At 56.9% G+C, this 15,000-nt stretch carries 11 protein-coding genes and 4 tRNA genes; 11 read left to right on the forward strand and 4 right to left on the reverse strand.

What is annotated here, in order from left to right:
• Positions 1 to 37 precede the first annotated feature (37 nt).
• Positions 38 to 1,249 carry a pyridoxal phosphate-dependent aminotransferase gene (locus tag AUC60_RS18915; RefSeq protein ID WP_087270992.1) on the reverse strand — a complete coding sequence of 404 codons (1,212 nt, stop codon included), beginning with the start codon at positions 1,247 to 1,249 and terminating at the stop codon, positions 38 to 40.
• A 192-nt stretch (positions 1,250 to 1,441) separates the two neighbouring features.
• On the opposite strand from AUC60_RS18915, the gene msrB reads away from it, so the two are divergent.
• On the forward strand, positions 1,442 to 1,840 hold the full coding sequence (gene msrB / locus AUC60_RS18920) for a peptide-methionine (R)-S-oxide reductase MsrB (protein WP_087270996.1): 399 nt from the start codon (positions 1,442 to 1,444) through the stop codon (positions 1,838 to 1,840).
• Between the two features lie 139 nt (positions 1,841 to 1,979).
• Positions 1,980 to 2,465 carry a glutathione peroxidase gene (locus tag AUC60_RS18925; protein WP_087270999.1) on the forward strand — a complete coding sequence of 162 codons (486 nt, stop codon included), beginning with the start codon at positions 1,980 to 1,982 and terminating at the stop codon, positions 2,463 to 2,465.
• On the opposite strand, the gene AUC60_RS18930 is transcribed toward AUC60_RS18925, so the two are convergent.
• Positions 2,466 to 4,808 carry a hybrid sensor histidine kinase/response regulator gene (locus AUC60_RS18930; RefSeq protein WP_087271002.1) on the reverse strand — a complete coding sequence of 781 codons (2,343 nt, stop codon included), beginning with the start codon at positions 4,806 to 4,808 and terminating at the stop codon, positions 2,466 to 2,468.
• A 220-nt stretch (positions 4,809 to 5,028) separates the two neighbouring features.
• Here AUC60_RS18930 and AUC60_RS18935 point away from each other — a divergent pair, with 220 nt between their 5' ends.
• Positions 5,029 to 5,919, forward strand: a complete 891-nt coding sequence (locus AUC60_RS18935; protein ID WP_087271006.1) for an ATP-binding protein — start codon at positions 5,029 to 5,031, stop codon at positions 5,917 to 5,919.
• Positions 5,916 to 6,398, forward strand: a complete 483-nt coding sequence (locus AUC60_RS18940) for a GAF domain-containing protein (protein ID WP_087271009.1) — start codon at positions 5,916 to 5,918, stop codon at positions 6,396 to 6,398. Before AUC60_RS18935 ends, AUC60_RS18940 begins: the two co-directional genes overlap by 4 nt.
• 49 nt (positions 6,399 to 6,447) lie before the next feature.
• On the opposite strand, the gene AUC60_RS18945 is transcribed toward AUC60_RS18940, so the two are convergent.
• On the reverse strand, positions 6,448 to 7,206 hold the full coding sequence (locus tag AUC60_RS18945) for a hypothetical protein (protein ID WP_087271012.1): 759 nt from the start codon (positions 7,204 to 7,206) through the stop codon (positions 6,448 to 6,450).
• A 287-nt stretch (positions 7,207 to 7,493) separates the two neighbouring features.
• Here AUC60_RS18945 and AUC60_RS18950 point away from each other — a divergent pair.
• The 4 genes from AUC60_RS18950 (at position 7,494) to AUC60_RS18965 (ending at position 7,906) form a co-directional block, all read left to right on the forward strand.
• Positions 7,494 to 7,569, forward strand: a tRNA-Glu gene (locus tag AUC60_RS18950).
• Positions 7,570 to 7,573: 4 nt separating this feature from the next.
• A tRNA-Gly gene (locus tag AUC60_RS18955) sits at positions 7,574 to 7,649 on the forward strand.
• 103 nt (positions 7,650 to 7,752) lie between these two features.
• Positions 7,753 to 7,828: transfer RNA gene (locus AUC60_RS18960), tRNA-Glu, on the forward strand.
• Positions 7,829 to 7,830: 2 nt separating this feature from the next.
• A tRNA-Gly gene (locus tag AUC60_RS18965) sits at positions 7,831 to 7,906 on the forward strand.
• Between the two features lie 398 nt (positions 7,907 to 8,304).
• Here the strand turns inward: AUC60_RS18965 and trhP are convergent.
• Complete coding sequence (gene trhP / locus AUC60_RS18970) at positions 8,305 to 9,621, reverse strand: prephenate-dependent tRNA uridine(34) hydroxylase TrhP (protein ID WP_087271015.1); 1,317 nt, start codon at positions 9,619 to 9,621, stop codon at positions 8,305 to 8,307.
• Between the two features lie 521 nt (positions 9,622 to 10,142).
• On the opposite strand from trhP, the gene nirB reads away from it, so the two are divergent.
• Genes nirB through AUC60_RS18985 form a run of 3 tightly spaced genes read left to right on the forward strand, consistent with a single transcriptional unit; the run spans position 10,143 to position 14,778 of the window.
• Positions 10,143 to 12,704: a nitrite reductase large subunit NirB gene (gene nirB / locus AUC60_RS18975; RefSeq protein ID WP_087271018.1), complete on the forward strand. Its 2,562-nt coding sequence runs from the start codon at positions 10,143 to 10,145 to the stop codon at positions 12,702 to 12,704.
• Positions 12,704 to 13,090 carry a nitrite reductase small subunit NirD gene (gene nirD / locus AUC60_RS18980; RefSeq protein ID WP_087271020.1) on the forward strand — a complete coding sequence of 129 codons (387 nt, stop codon included), beginning with the start codon at positions 12,704 to 12,706 and terminating at the stop codon, positions 13,088 to 13,090. Before nirB ends, nirD begins: the two co-directional genes overlap by 1 nt.
• A gap of 59 nt (positions 13,091 to 13,149) precedes the next feature.
• Positions 13,150 to 14,778 carry a methyl-accepting chemotaxis protein gene (locus tag AUC60_RS18985; RefSeq protein ID WP_087271023.1) on the forward strand — a complete coding sequence of 543 codons (1,629 nt, stop codon included), beginning with the start codon at positions 13,150 to 13,152 and terminating at the stop codon, positions 14,776 to 14,778.
• The last annotated feature ends 222 nt before the right edge of the window (positions 14,779 to 15,000 follow it).

Below are 15,000 nucleotides of genomic sequence, written 5' to 3' on the forward strand. Positions count from 1 at the left end.
CGGGCCACATTTTCATGCGGCGCCGCAGGCCCTGTTGTTACTGACGATACGTCTTGAGGAAGTTGCCGATGCGACCGATGGCCTGATCCAGGTCGTCGACACGCGGCAGGGTCACCACGCGGAAGTGGTCAGGCCATGGCCAGTTGAATGCAGTGCCTTGAACGATCAGCAGCTTTTCCGACAACAGCAGGTCGAGGGCAAACTTTTCGTCGTTGTGAATCGGGCATACCTTGGGGTCTATGCGCGGAAACGCATAGAGCGCGCCCATTGGCTTCACGCAACTGACACCGGGAATGTCGTTTAGCAATTCCCAGGTACGGTTACGTTGCTCCAGCAGGCGACCGGCAGGCAGTACCAGGTCGTTGATGCTCTGGTAGCCGCCCAGCGCCGTCTGAATGGCATGTTGGCTTGGCACGTTGGCGCACAGGCGCATGTTGGCCAGGATGTCGATGCCTTCGATGTAGCTTTGCGCGTTGTGTTTAGGGCCCGAGATGGCTACCCAGCCGGAGCGGAAGCCCGCGACGCGATAGGATTTGGACAGGCCGTTGAACGTCAGGCACAGCACGTCAGGTGCCAGCGACGCGGTGCAGATGTGCACAGCATCATCGTAGAGAATCTTGTCGTAAATCTCGTCGGAGAACACCACCAGATTGTGCTGACGCGCCAGTTCGAGCATGCCTTCCAGTACTTCTTTGGAATACACGGCACCGGTCGGGTTGTTCGGGTTGATGATCACCATGGCTTTGGTGTTCGGCGTGATCTTGGCCTTGATGTCAGCCAGATCCGGCCACCAGTTGGCTTGCTCGTCGCACAAATAGTGCACTGGGTTACCACCGGCGAGGCTGACAGCAGCCGTCCATAGCGGGTAGTCCGGAGCGGGGATCAGCACTTCATCGCCATTGTTCAGCAGTGCCTGCATCGACATCACGATCAGTTCGGAAACGCCGTTGCCCAGGTAGATGTCTTCGATGCCGACGCCTTCAACCTGCTTCTGCTGGTAGTACTGCATTACGGCCTTGCGCGCGCTGAACAGGCCTTTGGAGTCGCTGTAGCCCTGTGCGGTTGGCAGGTTGCGGATCACGTCCTGCAGAATTTCGTCCGGCGCTTCGAAACCAAATGGCGCAGGGTTGCCGATGTTCAGCTTGAGGATGCGATGACCTTCCTCTTCCAGGCGTTTGGCGTGCTTGAGCACTGGGCCGCGAATGTCATAGCAGACGTTGGCGAGCTTGTTCGATTTGCTGAACTGCATGGTGATTGATCCCGAAAATGGACGAGCCGTAGCGAGTAGAAAACCTGGTTCGCCGGGTATGACGCCGTAAAAATGAGTTTGTATGGGCGAAACGTGAGTGACAGACTGGCGCCTAACGAGGCGCAATGATACGTGCCACCTGATCTGTGGAGAAGATACAGATCAGGCTTTTTCGACTGCGGAGGTGTACCTGTGGAAAAGTTGGACAAAACGCTTGAGGAATGGCGGGCCATGCTTGACCCGGAGCAGTACAACGTTTGCCGCCTCAAAGGCACCGAACGTCCGTTCTCCGGCAAATACAACAGCACCAAGACCGACGGTGTCTACCATTGCATCTGTTGCAACGAGGCGCTGTTTGACTCCACCACCAAGTTTGATTCCGGCTGCGGCTGGCCAAGTTTTTATGCGCCGCTTGAGGGCAGTGCAGTGGTCGAAGTGCGTGATGTCAGCCACGGCATGATTCGTACAGAAGTGGTCTGCGCCAAATGTGACGCGCATCTGGGCCACGTATTCCCTGACGGCCCGCCGCCAACCGGCCTGCGTTATTGCATTAACTCGGTGTGTCTGGATCTGGTGCCGCGCGGCGTCTGAATCGCCTGATCTTCCACAGGAGCGCACGAGCAGGTCTTGTGTAGTCGGTTATAGGCCTCCATCACTCCCGGAAATTGAGATGCGCGCCAATCAATGGCGCGCTAATTTCATGACCCGCTTCTCATCAAGGATCACTGTCATGAGCGCCAATCTGCTGAGCATTCCGGTAACGACCATCAAGGGCGAATCGAAAACCCTCGCAGACTTTGCCGGCAAGGCCGTGTTGGTGGTCAACACGGCCAGTAAGTGTGGTTTTACCCCACAGTACAAAGGGCTTGAGAAGCTTTGGCAGGATTACAAGGATCAGGGGCTGGTCGTATTGGGCTTTCCCTGCAATCAGTTTGGCAAGCAGGAGCCGGGTAACGAAGGGGCGATTTCGGAGTTCTGCGAGCTGAATTTTGGGGTGAGCTTTCCGTTGTTCAAAAAAATCGACGTCAATGGTGGCGACGCACATCCTTTGTTTGTTCAGTTGAAAAAGCAGGCACCCGGACTGCTGGGCTCGGAACGTATCAAGTGGAATTTCACCAAGTTTCTGATTGGCAAAGAGGGGCAGTTGGTCAAACGTTTCGCGCCGCTGACCAAGCCTGAAGAACTCACCAGCGAAATCGAAGCGCTGCTCAGATAATCAGTCTGCGGGTAGCCATTGGTCCAGCAGGCTGATCAGCTCGGAGCGGCGAAACGGCTTGGCCAGATAATCACTCATGCCTGCCGCCCGGCAGCGTTCGCGCTCCTCCGGCATGGCATTGGCGGTCAGCGCAATGATCGGTAGTTGTGGCCAGCGTCCGCTTTGGCGGATCTGGCGGCTGGCTTCGTAGCCGTCCATGACCGGCATGTTGCAGTCCATCAGGACCAGATCGAACGCATGCTGTTCAAGCTGCTCCAGCGCTTCGCCGCCGTGACCGCTGACAATCACCTCGCAGCCCAGCTTGCTTAGCATGCCCTTGGCCACCAGTTGATTGACGGGGTTGTCCTCCACCAGGAGGATCCTCGCCGGACGCATTGCTTTTGTGTCGCCCGCATCGGCATCCATGTCGGTTACCTGCTCAGGTTGCAGTGTGCGACACAGGCTTTGGTAGAGCGCGTTGCGCGCCAGTGGACGCGCATGCTGTTGAAGTGGTGCGAGGGCGCTGACCTGTTCACTGGGCATGAAGTTGCCGTAGGCCGTCACCAGTAAAATCGGCACATCGATGGCTGGACGCATGCCAAACAGGCATTCCGGACAATCGGTGATCACCAGGTCCGGGGCAATCTGTGCCTCCATGTCCAGCATCTTGTCGTCCATGCTCCAGCGCCGAAAGTCGATGCCCCATTCAGGCAGTAAATGCCCCAGCAGCTCTACCAGCCCGCTACCGGCCGTGCTGACGACCACGACATTCCCTTTGAGCTGAGGCGGTGTAACCGCTGGGTGATGCACAGGCAAAGGCAGGTCTGCGCAGAACTGGCTGCCGAATCCGGATTGGGACTGGATGCTCAGGCGTCCCGACATGGCCTCGCACAGGCTGTGGGTCAATGCCAGGCCCAGCCCCGTTCCGCCAAACTGCCGCGTAATCGCAGCCTCAGCCTGAGTAAATGGCTGGAAAATCCTTGCCTGCGCCTCTTGGGCAATGCCGATGCCGGTGTCGTGGACTTCAATGCGGACCCAGTTTTCTTTCGTTTCAGGATCGTGATGGTTGCTCAATCGCACATCGACCCGGCCGAAGCGGGTGAATTTCAGCGCGTTGGAGAGCAGGTTGCTGACGATTTGCCTGACCCGGGTTGGGTCTCCCAGCACCAGGGCGGGAAATTGTGTATCGATGAAGCACGTCAACTCGACGCTGGGCGCAGCATTCTGAGACAGCAGATTGGCGGTGTCCTCGATCAGCACGCCCAGATCGAAGGGAATCCGCTCCACCTGCAATTGGCCTGCGTTGTATTTGGACATGTCGAGGATGTCGTTTAGCAGCTCCACCAGCACCTTGCCTGAGTCGTGGGCAATGGACAGTTGCTGTCGCTGTTCGGCGCTGAGCGGGCTATCGAGCGCCAAAGCGAGCATGCCTAGCAGACCGTTGAGCGGCGTGCGGATTTCATGGCTCATGTTGGCCAGAAACGCAGTGCGGGCTTGAGCCATGTCCAGCGCGGTGCTGCGCGCGATTTTCAGTTCTTCATTGGATTTGCTAAGCCGCGCATTGCTGGCCTTCAGTTCGGTGGTACGTGCCGAAACGATGTCTTCCAGTTCATTGCGGTGCGCCGTCAATCTGTCTTCGGCTTCTACCCGGCGTGCCAGTTCTGAAGCGATGTTTGCGAACTGGCGATTGGCGACATCCACCAGCACGCCGATTTCATCGTTTTCATGTTTGGGTGGGCATTGCAGCGATTTTGCCGTGGGGTCGCTCGAGTCGCGCCTGGCCAGGGCGCGTATCACGTCAACCAAGGGCTTGGTCAGGGTCAGGTAGAACAACATGGTCAGCACGCCCGCCAGTATCAGGCTGCGCACGAAACCGTTGAGCAGGGTGATGCCCGAGCGCTGCAGGAAATGGCTGCCAAAGGCGAACGTATCTACGTTCAGACGCAGGACGCCGATGGATTCATTAGGCAGGTGTGCCAGGTTCAGGATGTCTTCGAACTGGCGGCTTTCACCGAAAAGAAAGTCGCTGACAATCCGGTAGCGACTTTGCGAGAACGGGCGCTCGACGCTGGAGAGCACCACATTGTTGTTATCGGTCAGTCTGGCACCGACTACCGCAGGTGATTGCAGCAGGCCCAGAGTCAGTTCCTGAGCCAGTTCAGCGTCGATGTTGTAAGCGATGCGAGAGGCCGGGTTGTGGCTGATTTCCAGCAGCGAGCGAATTTCACGATTAATGGAGGCATCTTCGCTGGCATAATCGATGGCGATTTGTATCACGCTCAACAGCGTTCCCAGAACGAAGCCGAGTAGCACCGTCAGGCGGGCCTGTTTATAGGAGAGCCGGTTAGTAAACGCTATGTCCATAAGGGTACTGCCACTTCTCGTGTCCTTCGCGGGGGCAAGCATAGCCGATCGGAGCTGGCTCTCATCAAGCCACTTATAGTTAACTGAATCGAAATGAATGTGGGACCGGCTTTAGCCGGGAAGGCGTCGGCACATTTTTATTTATACGTGTGACCAAAACGGCTTTCCTTCCGGCTCCAGCCGGTCCCGACGTGTCTACTGAGTTAACCAAGGAGCCATCGTGGACTCTCGCTTGAATGCTTTTCTCGAACGCGCCGATGCTGTTTTGGCACGGCTGGAACCACTTTTGCCAGCGCCTCGCCAAGCGGTCGACTGGTCACACTCCATGGCTGCACGCTGGGTTCGTGAAGGTCGTAGTGGTTATCTGCTGCCGCTTGAGGTCAGCCTGGACATGCGTCTCTCGGATTTGATCGGTGTAGATTTGCAGCGCGAGCAACTGGGTCGCAACACTCGTCAGTTCATCGACGGTCTGCCCGCAAACCATGCGTTGCTCTGGGGCTCGCGTGGGACCGGTAAATCTTCGCTGATCCGCGCGCTGCTCGCCGAGTATGCTCAGGCGGGTTTGCGACTGATTGAAATTGAACGCGATCACTTGGGCGATTTGCCGCGAGTCGTCGAGCAACTGCAAAAGCTGCCGCAGCGTTTTGTGCTGTTTTGCGATGACCTGTCCTTTGAGGCGGGGGAGAGTGATTACCGGGTTCTTAAGAGTGTGCTCGACGGCTCTCTGGAGCAGGCACCGGACAACGTTCTTCTTTATGCCACCTCCAACCGTCGTCACCTGGTGCCGGAAAAGGAGAGTGACAACCTCAACTGGCAGCACGTGGATGGTGAGCTGCATCCAAGTGAGGCAGTAGAAGACAAGATCGCTCTGTCAGATCGTTTTGGTCTGTGGCTGTCGTTTTATCCATTCACTCAGGAGCATTACCTGAATGTGGTTGAGCACTGGATTACGCAACTCGCGCTGGCAGCCGGTCTGAGCTGGCAGCGTGATGAGGAGCTGGATAAGCACGCGGTCCGCTGGGCGACCGGGCGGGGCAACCGCAATGGCCGGTGTGCCTATCAATTCGCACGTTACTGGGTAGGTTTGAAATTGTTGGAGCAACAACCATGATCGATTTGCAAAACACCGGTGCCGGCCTGGAAGGCTATAGCCTTCTGGCTGCGCAGCTGGAATCTCTATTGGCTGATGAAAAAGACTTTATCGCCAACGCCGCGCAGTTCTCGGCTTTCTTATACAACCAGATCGACGATCTGAACTGGGCAGGCTTTTACCTTAATCGCGATGAAGAGCTGGTGCTCGGGCCGTTTCAGGGGCAGATCGCCTGTGTCCGAATCCCGTTTGGTCGTGGGGTATGCGGCGCGGCTGCGCAAAGCCGACAAACCCAACGGGTCGAAGATGTGCACGCTTTTCCGGGCCATATCGCCTGCGACAGCGCGTCGAACAGCGAGCTGGTCGTGCCGTTGGTAAAGGAAGGGCGTTTGATTGGGGTATTGGATCTGGACAGCCCGAAGACAGGACGCTTCTCGGAGCAGGATCAGGCGGGCATTGAGCAGTTGGCGGCTATTTTTCTGAAATCGACCGATTGCTGAAGTTCTGGTCGGCGCATTGCCTGAGGGATGTGCGCCGACCAGCGCTCTATCAGTCGTAGATGACCTTTTTCTTCCATTCCGATTCGGTTTCGTCTGCCTTCAGGCCTTCGGTCAGAGCGTTGTCGTCATCTGCGGTTGGCGCAATGTTGGTCAGCACCATGGAGTTGGCTCGTGCCAGTTGTTTTTCCATGGCCAGCAGTGCAGCTTGATACGTCACCGGGTCTGGCTGGTTCTTCAGGTACTGTACGCCGCGTTCGAAGGCGAGACGCGCCTGCCCGGGTTGATCCTGCTGCAGTGCGGCCTGTCCCAGGTTATTGAAGAACTCAATGTGCAGCATCACCAGAATATTGCGGATCTCTCGAATCCAGTGCTTGGCTTCACTGGTTTGCAGGAAGCCGTCATGGGCTGCGCGAGTGACTTGGCCATGCAGGGCTTCTAACAGGAAGCGTACATCTTTGGCCTTGGCTTCGGTCAGGATCGGGCTGGCCGGGTTGGTCACTGCAATGGCATCGCCTTGAGCAACCAGAGTGTTCAGTTCATCGACGCGGGTTTTGAGCTGAGCGTTGTTTTTATCCAGCGCAAGCATGCGCTGCACTACGTTAAGTTCAAGACGGGTCATCAGCAGCTTTAAAGCAGGGGTGACCAGTTGGCCTGGGAACGTTTCGGAAATTTCAGCGCAACGACGCAGCCGGTCGCTGAGCTCTATCTTCGTTCGCGCTTTATCGAGCTTGGAGTTCTCTGCCACATGGTTGAGGTAACCGATCGCGATCAGGAGCGCGATGCCGGCTACTACCATCAGGGTAATCATCAGTGGAGTCACCGCGCGAACCTCTATATAGCTGTAGTCAATAATAGTGAAGAGAGTGTAGTGGCTAAGCACTATTGCGCATAGATGCACTGCTTGTAGTTTGTCGGCCAATCCTGAAATAGCTGAAGCGCGTACCGCCAAGCGGCTGGTTAAAGCAGGCGAAGTCATTGATTTAGATAAATTTTCACATTGGGGTTGACGACCCTTCAATCCATCCATAGAATGCGCGCCACTTACAGCGTAAAGCACCTAGCGAAACGCAAGTTAAGTAGTGAAGTTGTACGTGTGTCCCCTTCGTCTAGTGGCCTAGGACACCGCCCTTTCACGGCGGTAACAGGGGTTCGAGTCCCCTAGGGGACGCCATATTGCGGGAATAGCTCAGTTGGTAGAGCACGACCTTGCCAAGGTCGGGGTCGCGAGTTCGAGTCTCGTTTCCCGCTCCAGTTTATGCAGTCTTGCTTTCGGGCGAGGCTGAGTGAAACCAGAACCCAGTCTTCGGACTTGGATTTGGGCACTGAAATACACACCATGTGTTTCAGTTAGCGTGTCCCCTTCGTCTAGTGGCCTAGGACACCGCCCTTTCACGGCGGTAACAGGGGTTCGAGTCCCCTAGGGGACGCCATTGCGGGAATAGCTCAGTTGGTAGAGCACGACCTTGCCAAGGTCGGGGTCGCGAGTTCGAGTCTCGTTTCCCGCTCCATATTTAACGAAAACGCCGCTCAATAGAGCGGCGTTTTTGTTTGTGCGTTTTTTAATGCCCAGCTATCTGATTTGGAATATTTTTCTGTAGGAGCCGTCCAGGTGTCCCTGACACTGCGCTTTCGCGCAACAAACAGATATCAATGTGGGAGCGGTGCTTGCCCGCGATAAGGGCGACGCGATTTTAAAGGGGGATTGAGGTGTTCTTATCGCGGGCAAGCACCGCTCCCACAAAAAACCGCATCTATTCAGTGATTTATATCTTGTTTGATGAGAGCTCCTACAGATCCTGCGTTTGCTGTGCAACAGCTTGGCGTCATTGGCAGAGCAAGATCTACTGCAAGTCACCCCAATCCGAAAATCAGCGTGCAGCCGCTTCCAGCGCATCACCAGCAAGCCTTATTCCTCACTCACATCCCGCATCAACAACCCGAATCTTAAATCCACTCCCTCGGGCACAGGGATGTAAACCGTATGGCCATCCCCCGGTGCAACGCCGATCGCTTCGCCTTCGAGGTTCTGCAAGTACTCCAGATCGAAGTGGAGGTTGCCGCCAGGCGTCATCAGTTCGAGGTTGTCGTCCAGATGGAAGCGGTTTTTGACTCGGACTTCGGCCAGTCCATTGCGTCTTTCGCCGGTCAGTTCGCCAACGAACTGCTGCTTCTCCGAAACTGAGCTGCCGTTCTGGTAGTTCTGATATTCATCGTGCACATGCCTGCGCAGGAAGCCTTCGGTGTAGCCGCGTTGCGCCAGGGATTCCAGATCGCCCATCAGGCTGCGGTCGAATTCACGACCGGCTACCGCGTCGTCGATGGCGCGGCGGTAAACCTGAGTGGTACGCGCGCAATAGAAGTGGGATTTGGTCCGGCCTTCGATTTTCAGTGAGTGCACGCTCATTTGAGTCAGGCGCTCGACATGCTGCACAGCGCGCAGGTCTTTGGAGTTCATGATGTAAGTGCCGTGCTCATCCTCGAAGGCGGGCATCAGTTCGCCTGGGCGATTGGCTTCCTGCAGCAGAAACACCTGATCAGTCGGCGTGCCTTCGCCGAGTGTCGGTTCTGGCTGGAAGGTCTGCACAATGTCGCCGAGCTGATTTTCCGTCGCTTCCTGAGCTGAATATTTCCAGCGGCAGGCATTGGTGCAACCGCCCTGATTGGCGTCGCGCTTGTTGATGTAGCCCGACAGCAGGCAGCGCCCGGAGTAGGCCATGCAAAGTGCTCCGTGGACAAAAACTTCCAGCTGCATGGTTGGCACTTGCTTGCGGATTTCGTCAATCTCTTCGAGCGACAGTTCGCGGGACAGGATGATTCGACTCACGCCCTGTAGCTGCCAGAATTCAACGCTGGCCCAGTTCACCGTATTGGCCTGCACCGACAAGTGAATCGGTATTTGCGGGAAGTGGCGACGGACCAGCATGATCAGGCCCGGATCGGACATGATCAGCGCATCTGGCGCCATGGCGATTACCGGTTCCAGATCTTTCAGGAAGGTCTTCAGCTTGGCGTTGTGCGGCGCGATGTTCACCACGACGTAGAAGCGTTTGCCCTGCGCGTGCGCTTCCTGAATACCTATCGCCAAAGTCGCGTGATCAAATTCGTTGTTGCGCACGCGCAGGCTATAGCGTGGCTGACCTGCGTAAACCGCATCGGCGCCATACGCGAAGGCGTACCGCATGTTTTTCAGGGTTCCGGCTGGGGCCAGCAGTTCAGGAGCCATTACGTCTGGAGCATGGCGAGTAGCAGTGGAGGGCGCAGCAGCAAGGTTTGGCATAGGGAGGCGTCGGTCACGAAATCGACGAGGGTAATCGACCTGGTTGAGGCTTTTATTGATCTGGATCCATGCTGGCCCATCCTTCAGGTAAAGAAGTTTCTGCACTCATATAAAGCCGATGGCGCTGTGTTTGCACCATGCGGAAGCGCTAGATGATGGGGCACGGCGTTTCGATAACCCTCTATACCCGCATCTACAGTCGGGTTTTACGCGGGTTTACCCGATTTGCACGCAGGCTGGCACAAACGCTGCATCACCCTCGTCAGGTCCACCGCGAATTTAGTTGAGTGGGCAGCCCCGTCGGTCAACGAAGATCGATCAGCCAACAAGGCCAGGGCAATAGAGGTGGATCGGGCATAGAGGCCAGGTTAACCACCAAACGAACAGGCAAAGGCGCCTGAAACCGCAAGGTTTCAGGCGTTTTTTTTGCTTTTTATTCCGTGATTGGCTTTGGTCGGGTGCTATCCATGAACACCAATATTGATCCTTTGAACTCGCTGCAAACCCTGATCGTGATCGGCAATGGCATGGTCGGACACCACTGTGTCGAGCAGTTGATCGCCGGTGGCGCACTGCAACACTATCAATTGCACGTGTTCGGCGAAGAGCAGATGCGTGCCTATGACCGGGTGCATCTGTCCGAGTATTTCACCGGCCGCGATGCAGAGTCGTTGGCGCTTTCCGATGCTGCGCTGTATCAGACGCCCGGCGTCACGCTGCACCTGGGCACTCAAGTGCTGGAAATTGACCGCGAAAGTCACACCATCATCACCGCCACCGGCAGCTTGCATTACGACAAGCTGGTGTTGGCCACCGGTTCCTACCCGTTTGTGCCGCCGATTGAAGGCGCTCATGGTGATTCGCGCCTGGTTTACCGCACCCTCGAAGATCTGGATGCGATCCGCACTGCGGCCACCAATGCCATTCGTGGTGTAGTGGTTGGCGGTGGTTTGCTGGGGCTGGAAGCGGCGAATGCCCTGAAAAGCCTGGGTCTCGAAGCACACGTCGTAGAGTTCGCGCCGCGCCTGATGCCGGTGCAGCTGGACGAGCAGGGCGGTATTGCCCTCAAGGATCGTATTGAGCAACTCGGCGTTGGTGTGCATCTGGCCCGAGGCACGCAGTCGATTACTGCGGGTGAGGAGTACCGCTACCGGATGAACTTCGGCAACGACGAGTTCCTTGAAACCGACCTCATCGTGTTCTCGGCGGGGATTCGTGCGCAGGATGCGCTGGCCCGCCAATGCGGTCTGGAGACTGGCCCACGTGGCGGCATTAGTATTGACGGCCAATGCCTGAGCAGCGATCCGGATATCTACGCGATTGGTGAGTGTGCGGCCTGGAACGGCAGTATCTTTGGCTTGGTTGCACCGGGTTACCAGATGGCGCGCGCTGTGGCGACGACGTTGTGCGGCGGCGAAGCGGATCCGTTCATGGGCGCCGACATGTCCACCAAGCTGAAGCTTTTAGGTGTCGATGTTGGCTCCATCGGTGATGCTCACGGCCACACGCCGGGTTCGCGCAGCTATCAATTCATCGATCAGACCACTGCCAGCTACCGCCGTCTGGTGGTCGATGCTTCGGGTAAGCATGTGATTGGCGCAGTGTTGGTGGGTGACAACAGCTACTACGACACGCTGCTGCAATACATGCAGAACGCGATCGCGCTGCCAGCCGAACCTGCCAGCCTGATCTTGCCGAGCTCTTCTGGCGCACCAACCCTGGGCCCGGCGTCTTTGCCGGAAACCGCGACCATTTGTTCGTGCCACAACGTCACCAAGGGCGCGATCTGCTCGGCCATTGATGGCGGTTGTACCGATTTGGGCGTGCTCAAGTCCGAGACCAAAGCTTGCACCGGTTGTGGTGGCTGTGCGGCCTTGCTGAAAACCGTGTTCGAACACGAACTGATTGCCCGTGGCGTCAGCGTCGATAAAAGCCTGTGCGAACATTTCGCCTACACCCGTCAGGAGTTGTACGCACTGGTGCGGGTTGAAGGTGTACTGACGTTCGAAGAACTGCTCGCCAAGCATGGCCGTGGGCATACCGGTTGCGATATCTGCAAACCGGCCGTGGGTTCGATTCTGGCGTCGTGCTGGAACCAGCCAATCATGGATGCATCGCTGGTGCCTTTGCAGGACACCAACGACACCTTCATGGCCAACATGCAGAAGAACGGCACTTACTCCGTTGTGCCGCGCATTGCCGGTGGCGAAATCACGGCCGACAAACTGATTGCCATCGGCGTCGTGGCCAAGAAATACGACCTGTACACCAAGATCACTGGCGGCCAGCGTATCGACCTGTTTGGTGCGCAACTGCATGAGTTGCCGGACATCTGGTCGGAGCTGATCGAGGCCGGTTTCGAGACTGGCCACGCATATGGCAAGTCGACCCGTACGGTGAAGTCCTGCGTCGGCAGCACCTGGTGTCGTTACGGCGTGCAGGACAGCGTGCAAATGGCCCTGACCATCGAGGATCGTTACAAAGGTTTACGCTCTCCGCACAAGCTCAAGTTCGCGGTCTCCGGCTGTACCCGTGAGTGTGCAGAAGCGCAGAGCAAGGACGTCGGCGTGATTGCCACCGAGAAGGGTTGGAACCTCTACATCTCCGGTAACGGGGGCATGCGTCCGCGCCATGCAGAGCTGTTCGCCACCGATCTGGATGATGAAACCCTGATCCGCTACATCGACCGTTTCCTGATGTTCTACATTCGTACCGCCGACAAACTGCAGCGTACTTCGGTGTGGCGCGAAAGCCTTGAGGGCGGCCTGGATTACCTCAAAGACGTGATCATCAACGACAGCCTCGGGTTGGGCGCAGAGCTGGAAGCGCAGATGCAACTGGTGGTCGATCGCTACGAATGCGAATGGGCCAACACCCTCAAGAGCCCGGAAAAACTCAAGCGCTTCCGCACCTTCGTCAACGACAAGCGCGCTGATCCGGACATTCATTTCGTCGAAGAACGCGGCCAGCGTCGTCCGGCCACGGCTGCTGAATTGAACCTTATTCCTGTCGTCGAGGAGGCACTCTGATGAGCCTGGCAACTATCGAACGTGGCGAATTCCAACCGACTCAAAACCTGAATGCCGCGTGGCACACGGTTTGTACTCGAGAAGATCTGGTGAGCAACTCAGGCGTAGTCGTCTGGCTGGACGGCGCGCAGGTTGCGCTGTTCTACCTGCCGGACGCCGAGAACGGTCAGCTTTACGCGGTGGACAATCGCGATCCACAGTCGGGCGTTAACGTTATCGGTCGTGGATTGATCGGCAGCATCAAGGGGGATCTGGTGATTGCCTCGCCGCTGTACAAACAACACTTTCGTTTAAAGGATGGCAGCTGTCTGGAGTATCCGGAACAGCGCTTGCGGGTCTGGCCCGTGCGTTTTGATGGTGAGGACGTACAGCTCGCAGTGGAGTGAGTTTCCTGCCCGACGGTTTCAGGTGCCGGGCAGTTGTCTGAACATGGAGCAGTAAAGAAATGGCCAAACTGAGTACCGCTAAACGGATTGTCATCGGCTTCGCAATTGCTCCTTTGGCCTTGGCTGGCATGGTTCTCTATGCCTTGCAGGACATGGCGACACTCAAGGATCAGGCGGTGGTCATCGTCAAGGAAGACTGGCCGAAAATCGCGCCCATGATGGTCATCGCAACCGGGGTGCGCGATAACGGCAAGAACACCCGCGACTTGCTGCTCAATAAAGAAAACCAGCAAACCCATGACGCCATCGACGCCACCAAAAAGCGCATCAGTCAGGCGTTCGAGACGCTTGAGCCGTTGCTCTACACGCCGGAAGGAAAAAGCGGTTATCAGGCCCTGAAGAAAAATCGCGAGGCTTATGTTGCGGCGTTCGTTCAGGTGCAAGCCCTGATCAAACAAGGCGCAACCGATGCGGCGATGACCCAGTTGCAGCAGAAAGTGATTCCCGCCGAGCAGGAAGTCTATAAAAGCCTGGATGAATTGATGGTGTTGCAGGGGCGGGTTTTCGCTGAGCGCGAGCAAGTCGCGCAAAGTTTGTACAGCGATGCGCAACGTAATCTGCTGGCCCTGCTGTTGGCGTGCATCGCGCTGATGGTGGCCGCGGCGGTAATCGTTACGCGCAGCGTGATTCGCCCATTGGGTGGCGAGCCTGATGATGCGGCGCGGATCTTGAGTCGGATTTCCCAGGGTGACCTGACGATTGCCGTGCCGTTGCGCTCCGGTGACGGCGGTAGCCTGATGATGAACATGCGTGACATGCAGCAGAACCTCAATGAAATGGTTCGTGGCATTGCCGGTTCGGTGGATCGCGTAGCCAGTTCATCCGAGCAACTGAGTGCGGTCAGTAGCCAGACCAGTAATAGCTTGCAAGCCCAAGGGCTGGAAATCGAACAGGCAGCGGCGGCGGTCAATCAGATGACAGCAGCCGTTGATGAAGTGGCACGCAACGCGGTCAGTACCAGTGAGGCGTCTCGAGAGTCCGAACAAACCGCTCAGCGCGGCCGGCAACAGGTTCAGGAAACCGTGGCATCGATCAGTGCGCTGGCCGATGGTGTCACCGACACTTCCGGGCGTATTCAGCAGTTGGCCGGACGGGTGCAGGACATCAGTGGCGTGCTGGATGTGATCCGCAGCATTGCCGAACAAACCAACCTGCTGGCGCTGAACGCGGCGATTGAGGCGGCGCGCGCAGGGGATGCCGGACGAGGTTTTGCGGTGGTGGCTGACGAGGTACGAGCGCTGGCGCATCGCACACAGGTCTCGACGCAAGAAATCGAACAGATGATCGGCAACATCCGGCTCGACACCGGTCAGGCCGTATCGGCAATGCAAAGCAGCAGCGAGCTGGTACAAGCCACACTTTTGATCGCCAGGCGCTCGGGGGATGCCCTTGAGGAAATCACCCGCTCTATCTCGCAGATCAATGAGCGCAACATGATGATTGCCAGTGCCACTGAGGAGCAGGCATTGGTGGCGCGAGAGGTGGATCGTAATCTGGTGGGCATTCGCAACTTGTCGAATCAGGTGCTACAAGGTGCGCAACACACCAACACCGCCGGGCATGAACTGGCGCAGATGGCGGGAACGCTGCATCAGACCGTGGCCAGGTTCAAGATTCAGGCGGGGTGATGCCAAACACCGAATACTGTAGGAGCGCACGAGCACCGCGAGGCCGCGATGGCGTCCTGGCTGATACACCGCCATCGCGGCCTTGCGGTGCTCGTGCGCTCCCACAAGTTATGTTGTTGTCTTTGCATATAAACCCATTCTAAAAATGAATTTAGGGACTAAAGACCTCAATGTTATGGTTTAAGCCGTTTGAGTGCGGGTTACACCACAGGAGTACTGGAT

It is taken from the genome of Pseudomonas caspiana, assembly GCF_002158995.1.
GTDB lineage: Bacteria > Pseudomonadota > Gammaproteobacteria > Pseudomonadales > Pseudomonadaceae > Aquipseudomonas > Aquipseudomonas caspiana.